Below are 19,272 nucleotides of genomic sequence, written 5' to 3' on the forward strand. Positions count from 1 at the left end.
TTTAAAAACTAAGCCTAAGTACAATTACACCTAAAAATGCTGTTGCTAATCCTATCACTTCTTGGCGGGTAAACGACTCTTTTAGAATGATGCGTGAGTAGAGCAAAATAATTAAAATGTTCATTCCGGCAATAGCCGAAACAAGTCCTGTGTTACCTAGCGAGAATGCCGATATTATTGCCACCATACCTGCCACGTTTGTTAACCCAATCAGTAATCCGCACGAAAATGTTTTACTCGCAGACCAATACGTATCAGAGCTGTTTTGCGCTGCAAGTGCATTTTTACGTTTTACTAACCAACTGACAGCAAATAAAAAGCTGCCAAACCCAAACATAGAGGTTAAAGTGGCGAACGTATCGGCCTCAAGAAGTGTTGATTGCTTACCCATTAAATCATTAAACGCAAAGGCAAGTGCAGCGAGTAATCCCCATTGTGCACCTTGTAGGTTGTTCAACGAAATATCGCTTGAATAACGAATGATATAAAGGCCACCAAAAATAATGAAAAAGCCAATTAATTGAATTGTTGTTAAGGTTTCCTGCCATAATAAAAAAGCAAATAAAAGGACAAACAGGGGCGTTAATCCAGATAAAATACTAATTAAAGACGCTTTACCAACCGAAAACCCCTTATGCAATAAACCATTAGCAGCAAAAGAGCCAAAACCTAAAGCCAGCCCAACCGTAATGTCTGCCCAGCCATACCATGTGTGCTCAAATACCACAGTACCTAGCGCACTAATAATAAACCCAACAAAAAATACACCGAATAATAATAAGTTACGATTAATTTTTTTTTGCGACGTCCATTGATACAATACTCCTCGAGCACCAAAAAAAACGGTCGCGAGTAATGCAAAAATTATCCACATACAAAATGATTCCTTTAAAAAGTTATGGGGTAACAGTGAGGAGCGATTTAACAACACGTGTTAAGTACGAATATCCATTATATTCGCTTTTAAAATTTTATAAATAAGCATAAATGATAAGGTAAATTCCATAAATGGTATTTAAAAAATAGCAGATGAAGATATAACTGCTCAGCGTCACTCTATTTAATAAAATAGCTTTGAGCAGTTATTAAAGTAGACTCTAACTGACCTCTTTGAATGGATTTCGGGTATCTTGGTGTGCATCTAGGTTACGCATTAAAATAGCGTGATCTAAGTTAACGCTCTCATCTAGCGGGATTTTTACAATGTGACCAGAACCTTTAGCTTCGCTAATACTTTCTCCCTTTTTGTTTTGCATGTATTCAAGTTCAAAAGTAATGTTTCCTTGTGGGGTCATCAGTTCAAGTGAGTGGCCGATGCAAAATTTATTTTTAACGTCTATGTTTACTAATCCGCTTTCGTCGCGCTCAAGTACTTCACCCACAAATTGCTGCTTAGTGGATACCGAGTGACCGTATCCATAGTTTTGATATTCTTGATGGGCATGGCGCTTTAAAAAGCCTTCGGTGTAGCCTCTATGTGCTAAGTTCTCAAGCGTTTTAAATAAGTTAGTATCGAATGGTTTACCCAAAGCCGCGTCATCTATTGCTTTTCGATACACTTGTGCAGTGCGCGCCACATAATAAAATGACTTAGTACGCCCTTCTATTTTTAAACTATGTACACCCATTTTTGTTAACTGTTCAACATATTGCACGGCGCGTAAATCTTTTGAGTTCATAATATACGTGCCGTGTTCATCCTCAAATGCAGGCATATATTCACCAGGGCGGCCTTGCTCCTCTAACATAAATACATCGTTACTCGGCGCGCCCTCACCAAGGGTAGGAATCACCTGTTTGGGATCAAACTTATGCACCATTTCACCCGTTTCGTTTTCAATGCCTGGTTTTACATCGTAATCCCAGCGGCATGCATTTGTACAGGTACCTTGGTTTGGGTCGCGTTTGTTTATATAACCAGAGAGCAAACAACGCCCAGAATACGCCATGCATAATGCACCATGTACAAACACCTCAAGCTCCGTATTTGGGCAGAGTGTGCGTATTTCTTTTATTTCTTCAAGCGAGAGCTCGCGAGATAAAATAACCCGCTCAATGCCTTGTTTTGCCCAAAACTGCACGCTAGCAAAATTAACTGCGTTTGCTTGCACAGATAAGTGAATAGGCATGGCTGGCCACTTTTCACGTACCAGCATAATTAAACCAGGGTCTGACATAATCAGCGCATCGGGCCCCATGGCTATAACCGGTTCAATATCTTGTAAGTACGATTTAACCTTAGCGTTATGCGGGGCAATATTTGATACCACATAAAACTTTTTATTTTGCGCATGTGCTTCATTAATACCTATTTGCAAAGTATCTAGGTCAAACTCATTATTACGCACTCGCAAACTATAACGAGGCTGCCCCGCATATACGGCATCGGCACCATAAGCAAAGGCATAGCACATATTTTTTAAACTCCCTGCCGGGCATAACAGTTCAGGTACAAAAGAAGTTAAAGAAGAAACAGTTGGCATGTGCGCTCCATACATCGAACCGAGTATAAGTCGGTTGCATGATTAATTTACGAGCGCGGTATTATAAGAGGCTTTTTATTAACTATTTTGATCAAAGTCAATATTGTCCATTTTTTCAAGATAGAAAAAAGGATAGATTGCCTACTGAACTAATCGTTAGACCTTCTTAAAAATACCCGCCGGTCTTTTCTAGTAATGGTTGATTTCAACTAATTTATTAGCCATACTTGCGCTTATTACCAACTGTAAACAACAGTATTCGGTAACTATAGGAGAGTTAAAATGTTAATTTCAAAACATAACCCTGAAGAAGAGAAATGGACTTAAGTCCCACATAGCGATTAAAAATAAGAGGCTTAGCCTCTTATTTTGCCTTAAACGGAGCAACTGTAGCTGATGGTCAGGCCTTTTTATATATTCTCATTTGCCCTAGCTTCCTTAATTCTACTAACATATATATTCACAATACCTGCTCCGATTATAGCTTCTATAATCGCCTCAATAGTTGCTATATTAGGCTTTACGCTTCAAAAACATATCTCAAGAGAGAAAAATTCTTTGGACTTTGAGGCATCTTATAAGCACAATAAAAAAATAGTCAAAGCTTTCCGTGCTACCAAGGAGCTGAGAACAGCAAAAAAGCTACCTATAAGCAAATACATCCAACTTTCAGACAATCTAGACTTATTACTAAACGAGTGGGAAAGTGTAGCAAATGGTATTTTAGCCAAAACTTTTGATGAAAAACTCTTATACCGAGCATACGGTTCAACCATCATAAACATGTATGACTCATTTCAACCTTACATAATATATTCGCAACAAGAAAATCCAAAATACTTTATTATGTTTACTAGATTGGCCATAAAATGGAAAGTTAGGAGGTTAAAAGAAAAGGCAATTCAATCAAACTTATTGCACTCAAGTTTAAAAGAACTACACACCGCAGCTACAAACTTGAACCTGACATTAAATAAAAACTATCCTTACAACTCCTGTAAGAAACAAGCCATAAAAGAGCTACAAAAAAGAGAACAAGAACTAATTAAAACAATTAAGACTTTGAATTAAAGTTCTGAATTCCCACTTTAGGATTCTTAATTGGTGTCTTACATAGCTTTATTTAAAACCGGTATGTACCTACATCACAAAACAGCAATCAAACTGGTTTTTAATAAAATTAGGATTTTTCAGCTAAAGCGCGTATAATTCGCGCCCGTTAATATTCACACTTTTACTTATAAATTATTGGAGCATAAAGATGGCTTTAGAGCGTACTTTCTCAATCGTAAAACCAGATGCAGTAGCTAAAAACCACATTGGCGCTATCTACAACCGTTTCGAAACTGCTGGCCTTAAAATCGTTGCAGCTAAAATGGTTCACCTTTCACAAGAGAAAGCTGAAGGTTTCTACGCAGAGCACAGCGAGCGTCCTTTCTTTGGCGCTTTAGTATCTTTCATGACATCTGGTCCAGTAATGGTTACAGTTCTTGAAGGCGAAAACGCTGTTCTTAAAAACCGTGAAATCATGGGTGCTACTAACCCTGCTGAAGCACTAGCTGGTACTTTACGTGCAGACTACGCTGATAGCATCGACGAAAACGCTGTTCACGGTTCTGACGCTGTTGAATCTGCTGCTCGCGAAATCGCGTACTTCTTCGCTGACGAAGAGCTTTGTTCACGTACTCGTTAATTCGAACTCGTTAACAAAATGAAAAGGGCTTTCGGGCCCTTTTTTAGTCATTACGTAAAGTATTCATAAGTACATTTTTGATATTTTACTTAATGATTAAACTGAGTGAATTGTGTACAATTCGTCCTTGTAAATTTTTATCTCCACCGTCACCGATTGAGGTTGTTTCATGACCGAGCAAAAAAAGATTAACTTATTAGATTTAAACCGAGATGCAATGCGCGAGCTATTTGTATCGTTCGGTGAAAAGCCATTTCGTGGCGACCAGGTGATGAAATGGATTTATCATTTTGGCGTAGATAACTTCGACGAAATGAGCAACGTAAATAAAAAGCTTAAAGAAAAGCTTAAAAACGAATGCGAAATTGTTGCACCAGAAATATCTGTACGCCAACAAGCAAGCGACGGCACAATCAAATACGCATTAGTACTTGAAGGCGGCCAAGAAGTAGAAGCTGTGTGGATCCCAGAAAAAGAACGTGCAACGTTATGTGTATCTTCACAAGTTGGCTGTGCTTTAGAATGTACGTTTTGTTCTACCGCGCAACAAGGCTTTAACCGCAACTTAAAAGTATCAGAAATAATTGGCCAAGTATGGCGCGTAGCTAAAGATATTGGCCTTGATGGCAACAGCGAAAAACGCCCTGTTACCAACGTAGTAATGATGGGTATGGGCGAGCCATTACTTAACGTTAAAAACGTAGTACCAGCAATGGAATTAATGATGGACGATTGGGGCTTTGGCTTATCTAAGCGCCGCGTAACATTAAGTACATCGGGTGTAGTACCTGCACTTGATTTATTAAAAGAGAAGATTGACGTAGCGCTTGCTATTTCACTTCACGCCCCAGATAACACACTGCGTGATATTTTAGTACCTATTAATAAAAAGTACCCTATTGAAGAGTTTTTAGCGGCATGTCGTCGTTACATTGATGGCTCTAAAGCAAATAAAGACGTAACCATTGAATACGTAATGCTTAACGGCGTTAACGACAGCACTGATCAAGCTCAGGAATTAGTTAAAACGTTAAAAGGTACACCGTGTAAAGTGAACCTTATTCCATTTAACCCGTTCCCGGGTAACGAATACACGCGCTCTAGCAATAGCCGAATTGACCGTTTTTCTAAGGTTTTACAAGCAGCCGGCATTACCTGTATTGTGCGCCGTACTCGAGGCGATGATATTGACGCAGCCTGTGGTCAATTAGCAGGTGATGTAGTTGACCGTACAAAACGTATGGCGAAAAAGAAAATGCGTGACGATAACGCCATTAGCGTTAATATTCAGCAAGCATAAGCCTATATCCACCCTGCGTAATTTACCTATGTAGGGTGGTTAAGTTGTTTATTTTTAAATAAATGATGCAACACGAGAGGTTTTAGGTAAGATAGGCGCTATGGACAAAAATAAAGAGACAAGGTAATGCGATCTATACTTGCTTTAACACTATCAGCACTTGCCCTAAGTGGCTGTGTTAGCGAAAGTAGTTATAACGGAAGTAACAAACCTGTCGTCAATAATAAAATTAACAATGCTGGCGCAGCACGCACACGCATAGCTTTAGCCCTTCAGTACTTAAAAGCGGGTAATAACTCCCAAGCAAAATATAATTTAGAACGCGCATCTGAGTTCGCCCCAAACTTACCTGAAGTTCACTACTCTCTTGCTTATTACTACCAACAAGTTGGCGAAAACGCACGTGCAGATAAAGCTTACCAAAAAGCACTTGATATCAAACCAGACGACCCTAATACCCTAAATAACTACGGCGTATTTTTGTGTGGTATTGATGAATACGACCGCGCGACAGACCAATTTTTGAAAGCCATTGACGTACCCAGCTATATTCGAGTTGCCGAAAGCTACGAAAACTTAGCCTTATGTGCCATTGAGTTTGACGACTTTGAAAACGCCGAAAGCTACTTTAAGCAAGCGCTCAATCATAGCTCACAACGTACATCTACTTTAATAAGTTTAGCAGCACTGTACTACGCTAAAAGCGATTTACACAAAGCCGGCGAACTTGTAAAACGATATGACGATACAGGGCGAGTATCTTCTCGTGCTTTAATGCTTAGCTACTTAGTTAAAAATAAAATGGGCAGAATAGAAGAGTCGGAAAAAATAGCCGCTACTATTTTACAAACTTACCCAAGTAGTAACGAAGCTTACGCAATAAGAGAAAATCGCACACGCTTTAACGAGTTTGAAATGCTACGCGAAAAATACCGCAAGGCTAAATTAGATGAGTTAAAAGAAGACGAAACGGGCGCTTACGTTGGCGCTAAACCAAAAATAAAAATTGTCAGAAAAAAAAGCGCATCGCTTGATAACTCTATCAGCTTAGTTGCTAAAAACAATAAACCAGAAACACTACCACTAGCAGCGCAAGACGCAAACCCAGTTATAGCCCGAAAAACACAAATAGAGCCAGCACAAGCAGCAACTAGCAACCAAGTTAATGAAAGCACAAAGCAGCTAGCAAATGTAGCACCTGCAGTTACAAACAAAGCCCCTGCAGCAAAACCGGCACCAAGTGAAAAAGTATTAACACCAAGTGCACCAACCGATACATCAGCAGTTATGCTAGCACTTACTACAGAGCACGACTCGGCAGATAACATTGCTCCTCAGCCAGAAAGCAAACAAAAAAGCACACCTAAACCGAGTGTTTCTACGCCAACGACTGCTAACGCTATGAACGCTCCTGCGACAACCGACGATGAAGTTAAAATAATTTCATTTGGCGCACCTAAAACAGCCAATTTTAACTCGCCGCAAGCAACAAACAACACAATAACTGCACCTGTAAGTACAGTAAAAAATGAAGGCGCTGACGTAGTATTTTACGAAACCACTAAAGATGCCGGCGTGTTTAAAAATAACGATTACCAAAGTAGCTCAGATATTGAGTTTAAACCTTACGATGCAGTGAAAAAAACCGAGCCCCCAATGCTCAATCCTAAAGTGCCCGCTTTGCGAGTACCGTTTCATGTAATTGCTGCTGGCGAAAACCTATTTAGCATTTCGGTGCGATACAATGTTAAACTACAAAAACTCTTGCAATGGAATGGTTTAAAAGAGTCGGATCGGGTGATGAACGGAAGTAAAATTTACCTAAACGATCCTAATATTTATCACGAAATTAAAGCTGGCGATTCCCTTTACGATATAGCTACCCAGCGGCATGTATTAATTGATGAATTAATGCGATGGAATAAATTAAGTCCTGATATAGCATTAACGCCAGGACATAGACTTTTACTAGTGGATCCAGACTCGTACACATTATGAATGAAGAAAATACGCAAGCTCAAAGCGAGCAACCTACGGTAGGCCAAATACTAAAAAAACACCGTGAGCAAGCAAGCGTTAGCATAAAAACTATCGCAGCCCCATTAAAGCTGTCTGAATTACAAGTACAGCGCCTTGAAAACGACGAATTTGCATTACTAGGTCCTATTACGTTTGTAAAAGGGTATATAAAAAACTATTGCCGCGAATTAAAAGTTGATAGCGCTCCGATAATAGCGATGATGCCTGCGCCGCCTGAGCCTACAAAGCCAGCTAACATGCAAAGTTTTTCGCGTCGCACAGAAAAAGAAGCAAACGATAGCCGCTTAATGCTATTTAGTTACTTAATTTTGGCGATTGTTATTGGCTCGTCTGCTTTATGGTTTTGGCAAAATGCGACCCCAATTGAAGAGCAAACCAGCAACATAAATGTCGAGAACTCAAAAATGAGTGAACGCCAAGCTGCGCAGCCAACAGTTTTACAACAAGAGCAACAAGCCCAAATAGATGACGAATCGTTATTAACGCCGCAAAGCACACTTGCAACTAGCGAAATACCCACGCCACAAACGCCTGTTGAAGCAGCACCTGCGGCACAACAAGAACAAAGTACAGATAGCCTAAGTACGATTGTAATGAACTTTAACGATGAAAGTTGGGTTGAAATTTACGATAGCGAAGGAGAAAAAGTAGCATTTGGTGTTAAAAAAGCAGGCTACAAAATGACCGTAAGCGGCACCCCTCCTTTTTCTGTTGTGCTGGGTAAGCATGACGTTGTAAGTATTACCCTAAACGGCGAACCTGTTGATATTTCATCGTTCCCTAAAAATCGTTTAGCTAAATTTAAATTACCATTAGCAGAGTAGTCGCTATGTTTTCAGAATCTCCAATTAAACGCAGAAAATCCACCCGTATTAATGTAGGTAACGTGCCTATTGGTGATGGTGCCCCTATTGCAGTGCAATCGATGACCAACACCGACACCATGGACGTTGATGCAACCGTTGCACAAATTCAAGCTATACAAGATGCTGGTGCCGACATAGTACGCGTATCAGTACCGACTATGGACGCAGCACAAGCGTTCAAAAGTATAAAAGAGCAAGTAAGTATTCCGCTTGTTGCCGATATTCACTTTGATTACCGCATAGCCTTAAAAGTGGCAAAATATGGCGTAGATTGCTTGCGTATAAATCCAGGTAATATAGGTAGCGAAGAGCGTATTAGAGCCGTAGTTGACTCTGCACGCGAACATAACATTCCTATTCGTATTGGCGTAAACGGTGGCTCACTTGAGCGCGACTTACAAGAAAAATACGGCGAGCCAACGCCCGAGGCATTACTCGAATCAGCAATGCGCCATGTAGATATATTACGTCGCCTTGATTTTGATCAGTTTAAAATATCGGTAAAAGCGTCAGACGTATTTTTAGCGGTAGGCGCGTATCGTTTACTTGCTAAAGAAATAGATCAGCCATTGCATTTAGGGATCACTGAAGCTGGCGGCATGCGCTCAGGTTCGGTTAAATCAGCTGTTGGCTTAGGTATGTTACTTGCTGAAGGCATTGGCGACACGCTACGTGTATCGCTTGCTGCCGATCCAGTACAAGAAATAAAAGTAGGCTTTGATATTCTAAAATCGCTGCGTATACGCTCACGCGGTATTAACTTTATTGCCTGCCCTAGCTGCTCACGCCAAGAATTTGATGTAGTGAACACCATGAACCAGCTTGAAGAACGTCTTGAAGATATTATTGAACCGGTATCGGTTTCGGTAATTGGCTGTGTTGTAAATGGCCCAGGCGAAGCACTAGTAAGTGATATTGGTCTTGCAGGTGCAAACCGTCGCTCAGGTTTATACATTAACGGCGAACGCCAAAAAGCACGTATAGATAACAACAACATTGTTGACCAACTTGAAGGCTACGTGCGCGACTTTATTGCTCAAAAAGAGCAGCAAACACCTATCGACGTTAAAATAGTCGAATAAATACCGTATAAAGCGCCAAACCACGGTGTTTGGCATTTACCTTTATAGCTAGAGGATACCCAAACGACCCCAAGATACAGAATTCAGCGTTTCACAGGCTCTTAATATCAAGGCGTTACTTTGCAAGAATGTCAACCCCTTTTAAAAAGTAACAACGATGAGAGTAAGTGTCTGTGAACCGCCCAACGGGTTGGTTTAAAAGCGATTTATACTGCGTTATTGATTTTAACAATAGAACCACTATTACTTTCAATCAATGCCTTGCCTAAATCGCTTTTAATTCCAACTGAAACTCGCATCATGGGGTCATTTGGGTATATAATGTCGGGTCAATTTTTAGCATTCTTGTTGTGTAAGCATTTTTTTATTACACATAAACAGTAATTAGGATTTATCAGTGGCAAAACAAATTCAGGCAGTTCGCGGTATGAACGATTGTCTGCCGGGCGACACGCAAGTTTGGCAGAAAGTAGAAAACATTTTACGCGAGACAGTAGCTTCGTTCGGTTATCAAGAAATTCGTTTTCCTATTGTAGAATCAACCGATTTATTTAAACGCTCTATTGGTGAAGTTACCGATATAGTAGAAAAAGAAATGTACACCTTTGCCGATCGCAATGGCGACTTGCTAACACTTCGCCCAGAAGGCACCGCAGTGTGTGTACGTGCAGGTAACCAAAATGGTTTACTGTACAACCAAGAGCAACGCCTTTGGTACATGGGCCCAATGTTTCGCCATGAACGCCCGCAAAAAGGTCGTTACCGTCAGTTTCACCAATTTGGTTTAGAAACATTTGGCATTGCCACAGCCGACATAGACGCAGAAGTTATTTTATTAACAGCCCAATTATGGAAAGCGTTTGGCATTAGCGAGCACGTACGTTTAGAGCTAAATTCTTTAGGATCTAACGAAGCGCGCGCCGATTACCGCGATGCTTTAGTGGCCTACCTTGAGCAACATACCGACGTGCTTGATGAAGATTCAAAACGCCGTATGTATTCAAACCCATTGCGTGTACTCGATAGCAAAAATCCAGACGTTCAAGCAATCTTAGTAGATGCGCCTAAATTGTCTGAGCATTTAGATGCTGAATCAAAAGAACATTTTGAAAATTTATGTGAACGTTTAGACGCAGCTGGCGTCATATACACGGTTAATGAAAAGTTAGTGCGTGGTTTAGACTACTACAACCGTACAGTTTTTGAATGGGTAACAGATAGCCTAGGTGCACAAGGTACAGTGTGTGCCGGCGGACGCTACGACGGCTTAGTTGAGCAACTTGGCGGTAAAGCAACGCCAGCAGTTGGTTTTGCAATGGGTTTAGAGCGCTTAGTACTGTTACTACAAGCACTTGAGTGCGTAGGTGACATTCGTCGTAATGCTGATGTATATTTAGCGGCAATGGGCGACAAAGCCAGCATTCAAGCACCAGCTATAGCAGCGCAACTTCGCAGCGACGTACCAGGTTTACGCGTTATGGTTCATGCTGGTGGCGGTAACTTTAAAAAACAATTAAAACGTGCTGATAAAAGCGATGCACTTGTTGCAGTGATTATTGGTGAAGATGAATTAGAAAAAGGCGTTGTGACCATAAAATATTTACGCGAGCGTAAAGAACAAGTCACATTAGAATTAGAACAAGCTAAAGCGCTACTAGCTGAGCTTATAAACGGCTAAGCGAACATTAGAGGTAAGAATGGACATTTATTCAACAGAAGAACAACAAGCAGAAGCCATTAAGCGCTTTTTCCGTGAAAACGGCCTTTCACTTGCGCTAGGTGTAATTGTTGGTTTAGGCGGTTTATATGGCTGGAAAGCATATAACCAAAACCAAATTACTACCGCTGAGCAAGCGTCTGATTCATACACTAAGCTTGTTGAAAGTGATGATGTTTTATCATCTGCAGATACATTTATTAGCGAAAACAAAGACACAAACTACGCAACCCTAGCGGCATTTGTAGCTGCTAAAGATGCTGTAGAAGCGCAAAAGTTAGATGTTGCTAGCGAAAAATTAAGCTGGATAGTATCAAACGTTGAAAACACAGAGTTAAAAGCAATTGCTATTACACGTTTAGCGCGTATTCAAATTGCACAAACTAAATATGACGATGCATTATCTACACTAAATGCACCATTACCAGAAGCATTTGATGCAAACGTTGCCGAGCTTAAAGGCGATATTTACACAGAGCAAGGTAATGCAGAACAAGCTCGTACTGCGTATCAAGCAGCAGTAGATGCAGGTGGATTAACAGGTAACCCACTTTTACAAATTAAGTTAGATGACCTAGCAGTAACTAGCCCAGCGGCATAAGGTTTTAGGTATGAGAAAAATAACTACAGCAACGCTTGCCTTATGTATGGCAACATTAATGGGTTGCTCATCAAGCGATGATGAAGACGAACTAGTACTACCTGAAATTGTCAATCAATTTGAAACAGACGTAGTTTGGCAAGAATCAGTGGGTGATGGCGTTGAGCATTATTTCTCTCGTTTATCGCCAGCGGTATATAAAGATACTATTTTTGTTGCCAGCCGCGAAGGCCAAGTAGAAGCGTTATCGCTAGCTAATGGTGATGTAAAATGGGAAACCGATGTTCGCCAAGATGTATCATTTTGGCCTTGGAGTGACAACGGCACTGCAAAATTATCAGGTGGCATTTTACAAGCCTATGGTAAAATATACATAGGTTCTGAACATGGCTTTATTATTGCCCTTGACCGCGAAACCGGTGAAGAGGTTTGGCGTAAACAAGTACCAGGCGAATCTCTGTCTAAACCAACAGCAGGTGATGGCCTAGTCTTTGCAAATTTAGGTTCGGGTAAATTGTTAGCCCTTCACCCAGATACTGGCGAAGAGCGCTGGAGCTTTGAACAAGAAGTTCCGCCACTAACATTACGCGGACAAAGCTCACCAACTGTTGCAAACGGTGGTGTATTAGTAGGCCTTGAAACAGGCAAACTTAGCGTATTAATTTCAGACAGTGGTTATTCTGCATGGAGTGCCGAAATAGCAGTTGCTAAAGGTGCATCAGAATTTGAACGCCTTGTTGACGTAGATACTCAGCCTCTTATTAGCGGCCCATATGCCTACGCAATTGCCTACAACGGCAATCTTGCAGCAGTTGATATTCGCTCTGGCAATGTGGTGTGGAAACGTGAATACAGCAGCTACCGCGAAATTGCGATGGATGCACAAACTATCTACTTAGTAGATAGCGATGGTGTTATTTACGCATTAGATAAAAATTCAGGTATTGAACGTTGGAGCCAACCCGCTCTACGTGGTTGGTACCTAACAGGTCCTGCAGTTGCGGGTAACCACTTAGCTTTAGGTGACCAAGAAGGTAACCTACATTGGCTTAACAAAGAAACTGGCGAGTTAGTATCTCGCGAAGACTTTGACAGCTCAGGCTTTTTTGTTGAGCCTATTGTTGCCGACGACAAGCTAATTTTATACACCCGTGATGGTGAAGTTAGTGTGGTAAACATACCTAACTAACTAGCTAACACTTAAAGGTTTTTTGTAAGGCTTCGCACTGCGAAGCCTTTTGTTGTTTTTTAAAGAGGTAGTTTATGCTTCCCGTGATCGCTCTAGTTGGGCGACCCAATGTGGGCAAATCCACATTATTTAACCGTTTAACACGTACTCGTGATGCACTCGTAGCCGATTTTCCAGGTTTAACACGAGATAGAAAATATGGCCAAGCTAATTACGATGGCTTTGAATTTATCGTGGTAGACACGGGTGGTATTGATGGCTCTGAAGAAGGCATTGAAACAGAAATGGCTGATCAGTCATTACTCGCCATTGAAGAAGCCGATATAGTGTTGTTTTTGGTTGATGCCCGCGTAGGTATGACCGTAGCAGACCAAGCCATTGCTAATCACTTGCGCAAGCAAGAGAAAAAGAGCTTTGTGGTTGCTAACAAAACCGATGGTATTGATGCAGACTCAAACTGTGCTGAATTTTACCAGTTATCATTAGGTGAGATACACCATATTGCTGCTGCTCATGGCCGTGGTATTACATTACTACTTGAGCAAACTCTTCAGCCAGTAATTGCTGAACTAGCTGCACAAGACGAAGATGTAACAGACGATGACGAAAGCCTAATTGACCTTTATCAAGAAGGTGAAGGCGACGATACAGACCATCAAGCATTTGCAGATAAACCTGTAAAGCTGGCTATTATCGGCCGCCCTAACGTAGGTAAGTCAACACTTACAAACCGTATACTCGGTGAAGAACGTGTCATTGTATACGATATGCCAGGCACAACCCGCGACTCTATTTATATTCCGATGACTCGTAACGACAAAGAATATATTTTAATCGATACCGCTGGTGTTCGTAAGCGTAAAAAAGTAAGCGACGTAGTTGAGAAATTCTCAGTAATTAAAACACTTCAAGCAATTGAAGATGCAAACGTTGTACTACTTGTTGTTGATGCTCGCGATGGTATTTCTGATCAAGACTTAAGTTTATTAGGTTTTGCGCTTAACTCAGGTCGTTCATTGGTTATTGCCGTGAACAAATGGGATGGGCTTGATGATTACGTTAAAGACCGTATTAAAACAGAGCTTGATCGCCGTTTAGGCTTTATTGACTTTGCACGCTTGCACTTTATATCGGCACTTCACGGTACAGGTGTTGGCCACTTATTTGAGTCGGTTGATGAAGCGTACGAGTCAGCAACTAAGCGTATTAGCACCGCAATGCTTCGCCGTATTATGGACATGGCACAGGCCGATCACCAGCCGCCACTTGTTCGTGGTCGCCGTGTTAAGCTTAAATACGCGCATGCCGGTGGTTATAACCCGCCACGTATTGTAATTCATGGTAACCAAGTTCACGATTTACCAGATAGCTACAAACGCTACCTTATGAACTACTACCGTAAAGCACTTAAAATTATGGGCACCCCAATCAAAATTGAATTTAGAGAAGGTGATAACCCATTTGCAGGGCGTACTAATAAAGTAACGCTTTCGCAAAAACGTAAAATACGTGCATTTGCAAAAGAAAACCGTAATAAATAAATTTATTAAAAATTAGTTTATTGCAATAAAAACGGCGTACTTTTTAGTACGCCGTTTTTTTATGCACTAAATTATTCAAGTGCTTTATGAATAAGCCCAACAAGCGGCGCAGGCAATGTAATATTACCTGCCAATACAAACTCATGTGCTTCATCTGACATTTTTTGCCATGTACGGCGAATAATACCAATCCACTTTTCTTCATTATAATCAGGTTTTGCATTTGCAAACCCAAGCATGTAATGCTCAATAAATACAAGGCTTGCTACATCTTCTACTAATTGGCTGTCGGGGTTACGTTTAATATTATTTTTAGCGACTGCATCGTACACTCGGTTTTGCTCAGCCTCGCTGTAACCAGCTTGCTGCATAAGCGCTACAACACTACTTGCATGAAATATGTAAAGCGCACTACGCCACTGATGATAGCCTTGCTTGTTCATTGCAAAGTCGCTACGCGGCGACTTCCAGCGTTGTATATGCTGCCCACGCACTGCAATTTGCATAAGCTCGTCAGCATCAGGCTTAAATCGGCTAAGCATGTCGCTCATTCGAGTAGCATAAAGGCTTTCTTTGGGCACGCTTTGCCCATTAAATTGCTCAGTGTTTGGGTCTTGGCTGTTAGCTTCATCAATTAGGGCGATTACTTTATTAAACATGACGGTCATTTTTTATAATAAGTTTTAATCATTCTAAACGCTGATAAAACAATAAACTAGTGCGCCACTGAGTTATGCAGTGAAATTTGCTCAATCAAAAAGTTATACTAAGAAGTACAGGTTATAAAAGTAAGCGCATTGATTAAATTAACTTGTTATTATCTTAGAAACAAAAATAACATATGTGCGTAAACTAATAAAAATTAACGCGCTAAAAATGAGAATAATATGTTTAAAAAAAGTATTTTAGCTATTTGCTTAGCTGTTACATCGCTACCAAGCCTTGCCGACAGTAACAGTGATTTAAAAACCATTATTGATAACCACTGGCAAAACGCCAAAGCTGAAAAAATATTTTTTCGCACCGATCCAGATGGCTGGAAACCAAACGGCACATTACCAAATTGGAGCGAGCAAGCCATTGCTAAGCGCCAAGCTTATAACAACAGCGTACTAAAAAGCTTAGCCAGCATTGACCCAAAAACGCTCAACAACGAGCAGCTAATGAACTACCGCTTATTTAAATATGAGCGAGAAACCGAACAACAAAGCTACCTTTATCAAGATAAGTATTTTCCGGTAAATTTTTTAAGTGGCTGGCATACTTACTTTGCAGAAGCGCCCGCTAATATGGCTTTTTTAACACCCGATGATTACAACGCATTTTTAACCAGCCTTGCCGACTACCCGCGCTTTAATCAGCAAAATATTGATTTAATGAAAGAAGGTATAAAAACAGGGTTTACTCATTATTGTAAAACCTTTGAAAATTACAGCCAAAGCATTAGCGCGCACATAGTTAACAACCCCGAAAACAGCGACCTTTACGAGCCTTTTACCCGTATACCTAATACTTTTAATACAGCGCAAAAAGCAAACTTACAACAAAAAGCACAAGCAGTAATTAAAGACAAAGTAATTCCTGCCTATCAGCATTTTTACGACTTTTTTAAAAATGAGTATATGCCACACTGTAGAGCGCAGCCTGGTATTGCAAGCGTTAAAGGCGGGCTTGATTACTACAAGTACACCGTTAATTACTACACCACAACAAACGCCACACCAAAGCAAATTCATGAGCTTGGCTTAAAAGAAGTCGCGCGTATTAAAGCGCAAATGCAAAGCATTATTGATGAAGTAGAATTTGATGGCACCTATAGTGAGTTTTTAGAATTTTTAGCAACCGATGAGCAATTTTACGCAACGGACGCGCAAGATTTACTTGAAAAAACAGCCTTTATTACGCAAAAAATGTATGGCAAATTACCAACCTACTTTAATCATTTACCGCGTAACACCTTCACTGTTAAAGGTTCAGCGAGTCGTGGTGCGTTTTATATGCCACCTGCTGATAACCGCTCTCCTGGCACTTACTTTTTAGCCTCAACACCTAAACTGCAGCCTTTGTATAATTTAGAAGCACTTAGCTTACACGAAGCCATACCTGGGCATCATTTACAAAATGCTATTGCAATGGAGTTAGATGTCCCCCAGTTTAGACGCACACTTAGCCACTCAGCATTTGGCGAAGGTTGGGCACTTTACACCGAACGTTTAGGTAAAGAAGCTGGCTTTTATCAAAGCCCGTACAGCGATTTTGGCCGTTTAGGATACGAAATGTGGCGCGCGGTGCGATTAGTGGTTGATACCGGTATTCATGCGTTTGGCTGGAGCCGCCAAAAAGCAATTGATTACCTAGCAAGCCACACTGCTTTACCGCAAAGCGCCGTGGAAGATCAGATAGATCGTTATATTTCATGGCCAGGCCAAGCGCTCTCTTACAAAATGGGCGAAATTAAAATACGCGAACTACGTGCAAAAGCCGAAAAAGAACTCGGCGCTAAATTTGACATACGCAGCTTTCACGACACCGTTATAGGCCAAGGCTCGCTCCCTATGGCAGTACTTGAAGACGTAATAAACGATTGGATAGCAAAACAAAAATCGGCTATTTAACATTAAAAGTAGCGGTATTATTTACCGCCTCTTTCTAAATGGACTTTATGATGAAACAACTACTTATTTTTATGTTACTCATTTTATTTAGCAGCCAAGCGAATGCTTTTTGTTTAGACGCATCAAACTACATAGAGGGCGTAAAATATGGCGTTTGTGGGGAGCAAACAGATTCAATTTCTCTTACGCCTTATTTTATTATATGGATGCTTTTAAACGTGTTATTCGGACAGACTCTTAATAAACCAAATATACACGTAGGTTTTAAATATTTACTTTTTCTCTGTGCATTCCCACTCAGCCCGTTAGTACTATTAATGAATTTAACTGGAATAATGGTATATCGCATTTATAAAAAATATTCAAACACCGCAAAAAATAAAGCCCAACCTAACCATGATTGCGCAGAACCTGTTATAGAAAAACCGAGCGTTAAGCAGCAAATAATTGGTGAGTACATTTTTGACAGCATGCAACAGGCTTTAATTAAAGAAGATAACCTCTACACATTAGAGCCTAAATCCATACAGGTACTAAGCTATTTAGCTGAACAACAACCAAGGATAGTTAGCCTAGAAGAGTTACACAATAATGTATGGGAGAATCAAATAGTAACCGACACCGCTGTTAGGCGAGTTATTAGCAAACTACGTGTAGCCCTTAACGATAATGACACAAAAAACCCCAAATATATAAAGTCTGTAATGAAGCGAGGTTATCAGCTTATAGCTGAAGTAAAAACACAACCTGTTGAATCATAATGACTTATAAAAGTTATAACCAAGGTAATACCATGGTTATAACTTTATAATAACTAGTTAATGGCTTTGTTATCGTTATTTTTTGCCAATCGTTTTAATTTGTTTAGGCGCTGTAGAGCAGCCCATAAAATTAAACAATTAAGGAAAAAAAATATGAAACACTTATTACCTCTATTACTAGTATTAACCATAACAGTAATTACATTAAGCCTTATCAACAGCAACAAGTGTATAGAAATAGGTAACGCATCTATTGCCAGTATTTCATTCGGCACGTGTGATTTATCTAACTCTAAATCAAACATATCACCACTTTTAGCTTTCTTTTGGTTAGCCATGAGCGTTTGCTTTGCAATCACATTACCTAAATCAACCATTGCTAATAAGTACAAAATTGCCTTATTTATACTTGGTTTACCACTAACTGTTTTTGTTTATTTAATTGCCTATATATCTGAAAACATACGCCAAGCAACTCAATCTTCTAAGTAAATCTATATGAGCAAGTCACACTTGCTCATCCTTTCTTAATTAAATACAAGTGAAAATCAATCCTCACCCGCTTTTGCTTCGTAAGGTTAATGATTATAAAAACCAGAGCATAAGTATGAGCAAACGCATTTTATATTGGCTACAAAACGATTTACGCCTAACCGATAACCTTATTTTAAGCGAACTTGCTACCCAGCAATGCGCGCTTGATATCGTATTTGTTATAAACCCGCACTGGTTTAAAAATAATAACTACCAACAAAAACCTTACGGCATACACAAACAGCAGTTTTTAATGCAAAGCTTGTACGAGCTACAACAAACACTTATTGAGCGCGGTCAAACCCTGCATGTACTTGAGGGCGAACCTGTATCGCTTTTAAAAGCGCGTATAACTGCGCAAAATATTGATGAAGTGGTATACAGTGAGCAATTTGGCCTGTACGAGCAACGCCAAATAAACTTACTTAAAGCACATTGTTCCAATACAAAATTTACAGGGGCGCAGCAAGATACGCTCTATAAACAAAGTGATCTCCCCTTTGATTTAAACGAATTACCTAAACACTTTACCCCGTTTCGTAAAAAAGTAGAGGCCGCTAATAACCCCATTACACCTTCTACTTTGCCAAACGGTTTACTCCCCCAACCTATAACATTATGTGCGGCTAAACCAATTGAGCTTATTGATGACAACAACGCGATAATGCACGGCGGATTTAAAAGTGCGCAAGCTCATTTAGCGCAGTACTTTTCGGGCTTACTGCCAAGCACCTATAAAACGACTCGCAACGAGCTGGATGGCTTTAACAACACAACCAAATTTAGTACTTGGCTTGCCTTTGGCTGTTTAAGTGCAAAACAAGTGTATAAAGCCGTGGAGGATTACGAG

At 40.3% G+C, this 19,272-nt stretch carries 17 protein-coding genes; 14 read left to right on the top strand and 3 right to left on the bottom strand.

Going from position 1 to position 19,272, the window contains the following annotated elements; all coding sequences use genetic code 11:
• Position 1: 1 nt before the first annotated feature.
• Together J8L71_RS17715 and yegQ are read right to left on the bottom strand one after the other, a co-directional pair.
• On the bottom strand, positions 2-874 hold the full coding sequence (locus J8L71_RS17715) for a DMT family transporter (RefSeq protein WP_211001693.1): 873 nt from the start codon (positions 872-874) through the stop codon (positions 2-4).
• Between the two features lie 223 nt (positions 875-1,097).
• Positions 1,098-2,483 (bottom strand): tRNA 5-hydroxyuridine modification protein YegQ, encoded by a 1,386-nt coding sequence (gene yegQ, locus J8L71_RS17720; protein ID WP_211001694.1) that lies wholly within the window; start codon positions 2,481-2,483, stop codon positions 1,098-1,100.
• Between the two features lie 396 nt (positions 2,484-2,879).
• Here yegQ and J8L71_RS17725 point away from each other — a divergent pair, with 396 nt between their 5' ends.
• From J8L71_RS17725 to der, 10 genes are all read left to right on the top strand, one after another.
• The gene (locus J8L71_RS17725) at positions 2,880-3,554 is read left to right on the top strand and encodes a DUF4760 domain-containing protein (protein ID WP_211001695.1); all 675 of its coding nucleotides are present in this window, start codon (positions 2,880-2,882) and stop codon (positions 3,552-3,554) included.
• Between the two features lie 190 nt (positions 3,555-3,744).
• A complete protein-coding gene (gene ndk, locus J8L71_RS17730) occupies positions 3,745-4,176 on the top strand; it encodes a nucleoside-diphosphate kinase (RefSeq protein ID WP_002961288.1) in 432 nt (143 codons plus the stop codon).
• Positions 4,177-4,345: 169 nt separating this feature from the next.
• Entirely contained in the window at positions 4,346-5,476 is a 1,131-nt protein-coding gene (locus J8L71_RS17735) for a bifunctional tRNA (adenosine(37)-C2)-methyltransferase TrmG/ribosomal RNA large subunit methyltransferase RlmN (RefSeq protein WP_211001696.1), read from the top strand.
• A 126-nt stretch (positions 5,477-5,602) separates the two neighbouring features.
• The gene (pilW, locus tag J8L71_RS17740) at positions 5,603-7,474 is read left to right on the top strand and encodes a type IV pilus biogenesis/stability protein PilW (RefSeq protein ID WP_211001697.1); all 1,872 of its coding nucleotides are present in this window, start codon (positions 5,603-5,605) and stop codon (positions 7,472-7,474) included.
• Entirely contained in the window at positions 7,471-8,340 is an 870-nt protein-coding gene (locus J8L71_RS17745; RefSeq protein ID WP_211001698.1) for a RodZ domain-containing protein, read from the top strand. The genes pilW and J8L71_RS17745 overlap by 4 nt, the downstream gene beginning before the upstream one ends.
• Positions 8,341-8,345: 5 nt before the next feature.
• Positions 8,346-9,464 (top strand): flavodoxin-dependent (E)-4-hydroxy-3-methylbut-2-enyl-diphosphate synthase, encoded by a 1,119-nt coding sequence (ispG, locus tag J8L71_RS17750; RefSeq protein WP_211001699.1) that lies wholly within the window; start codon positions 8,346-8,348, stop codon positions 9,462-9,464.
• Positions 9,465-9,861: 397 nt separating this feature from the next.
• Positions 9,862-11,142, top strand: coding sequence for a histidine--tRNA ligase (hisS, locus tag J8L71_RS17755; RefSeq protein ID WP_211001700.1), 1,281 nt, complete (start codon positions 9,862-9,864; stop codon positions 11,140-11,142).
• Between the two features lie 19 nt (positions 11,143-11,161).
• A complete protein-coding gene (locus tag J8L71_RS17760) occupies positions 11,162-11,782 on the top strand; it encodes a tetratricopeptide repeat protein (RefSeq protein WP_211001701.1) in 621 nt (206 codons plus the stop codon).
• Positions 11,783-11,792: 10 nt separating this feature from the next.
• Positions 11,793-12,971, top strand: a complete 1,179-nt coding sequence (gene bamB / locus J8L71_RS17765; RefSeq protein ID WP_211001702.1) for an outer membrane protein assembly factor BamB — start codon at positions 11,793-11,795, stop codon at positions 12,969-12,971.
• A gap of 74 nt (positions 12,972-13,045) precedes the next feature.
• Positions 13,046-14,512 (top strand): ribosome biogenesis GTPase Der, encoded by a 1,467-nt coding sequence (gene der, locus J8L71_RS17770; RefSeq protein WP_058550518.1) that lies wholly within the window; start codon positions 13,046-13,048, stop codon positions 14,510-14,512.
• Positions 14,513-14,583: 71 nt separating this feature from the next.
• Here the strand turns inward: der and J8L71_RS17775 are convergent, their stop codons facing one another.
• Positions 14,584-15,171: a DUF4202 domain-containing protein gene (locus J8L71_RS17775; RefSeq protein ID WP_211001703.1), complete on the bottom strand. Its 588-nt coding sequence runs from the start codon at positions 15,169-15,171 to the stop codon at positions 14,584-14,586.
• Positions 15,172-15,399: 228 nt separating this feature from the next.
• Here J8L71_RS17775 and J8L71_RS17780 point away from each other — a divergent pair, with 228 nt between their 5' ends.
• From J8L71_RS17780 to J8L71_RS17795, 4 genes are all read left to right on the top strand, one after another.
• Positions 15,400-17,127, top strand: a complete 1,728-nt coding sequence (locus tag J8L71_RS17780) for a DUF885 domain-containing protein (protein ID WP_211001704.1) — start codon at positions 15,400-15,402, stop codon at positions 17,125-17,127.
• A 47-nt stretch (positions 17,128-17,174) separates the two neighbouring features.
• On the top strand, positions 17,175-17,888 hold the full coding sequence (locus J8L71_RS17785) for a winged helix-turn-helix domain-containing protein (RefSeq protein ID WP_247655365.1): 714 nt from the start codon (positions 17,175-17,177) through the stop codon (positions 17,886-17,888).
• Between the two features lie 153 nt (positions 17,889-18,041).
• Positions 18,042-18,380, top strand: coding sequence for a transcriptional regulator (locus J8L71_RS17790; RefSeq protein ID WP_211001705.1), 339 nt, complete (start codon positions 18,042-18,044; stop codon positions 18,378-18,380).
• Positions 18,381-18,495: 115 nt separating this feature from the next.
• Positions 18,496-19,272 (top strand): deoxyribodipyrimidine photo-lyase (locus tag J8L71_RS17795; RefSeq protein WP_211001706.1); only part of this gene is annotated, 777 nt, incomplete at its 3' end.

It is taken from the genome of Pseudoalteromonas sp. MMG007, assembly GCF_018100985.1.
Classification (GTDB): Bacteria; Pseudomonadota; Gammaproteobacteria; order Enterobacterales; family Alteromonadaceae; genus Pseudoalteromonas.

Bases quoted from the DNA above. Each gene is read 5' to 3' on its own strand.
- J8L71_RS17715 (WP_211001693.1), bottom strand. From the start codon at position 874: ATGTGGATAATTTTTGCATTACTCGCGACCGTTTTTTTTGGTGCTCGA.
- yegQ (WP_211001694.1), bottom strand. From the start codon at position 2,483: ATGCCAACTGTTTCTTCTTTAACTTCTTTTGTACCTGAACTGTTATGC.
- J8L71_RS17725 (WP_211001695.1), top strand. From the start codon at position 2,880: ATGGTCAGGCCTTTTTATATATTCTCATTTGCCCTAGCTTCCTTAATT.
- ndk (WP_002961288.1), top strand. From the start codon at position 3,745: ATGGCTTTAGAGCGTACTTTCTCAATCGTAAAACCAGATGCAGTAGCT.
- J8L71_RS17735 (WP_211001696.1), top strand. From the start codon at position 4,346: ATGACCGAGCAAAAAAAGATTAACTTATTAGATTTAAACCGAGATGCA.
- pilW (WP_211001697.1), top strand. From the start codon at position 5,603: ATGCGATCTATACTTGCTTTAACACTATCAGCACTTGCCCTAAGTGGC.
- J8L71_RS17745 (WP_211001698.1), top strand. From the start codon at position 7,471: ATGAATGAAGAAAATACGCAAGCTCAAAGCGAGCAACCTACGGTAGGC.
- ispG (WP_211001699.1), top strand. From the start codon at position 8,346: ATGTTTTCAGAATCTCCAATTAAACGCAGAAAATCCACCCGTATTAAT.
- J8L71_RS17760 (WP_211001701.1), top strand. From the start codon at position 11,162: ATGGACATTTATTCAACAGAAGAACAACAAGCAGAAGCCATTAAGCGC.
- bamB (WP_211001702.1), top strand. From the start codon at position 11,793: ATGAGAAAAATAACTACAGCAACGCTTGCCTTATGTATGGCAACATTA.
- der (WP_058550518.1), top strand. From the start codon at position 13,046: ATGCTTCCCGTGATCGCTCTAGTTGGGCGACCCAATGTGGGCAAATCC.
- J8L71_RS17775 (WP_211001703.1), bottom strand. From the start codon at position 15,171: ATGTTTAATAAAGTAATCGCCCTAATTGATGAAGCTAACAGCCAAGAC.
- J8L71_RS17780 (WP_211001704.1), top strand. From the start codon at position 15,400: ATGTTTAAAAAAAGTATTTTAGCTATTTGCTTAGCTGTTACATCGCTA.
- J8L71_RS17785 (WP_247655365.1), top strand. From the start codon at position 17,175: ATGATGAAACAACTACTTATTTTTATGTTACTCATTTTATTTAGCAGC.
- J8L71_RS17790 (WP_211001705.1), top strand. From the start codon at position 18,042: ATGAAACACTTATTACCTCTATTACTAGTATTAACCATAACAGTAATT.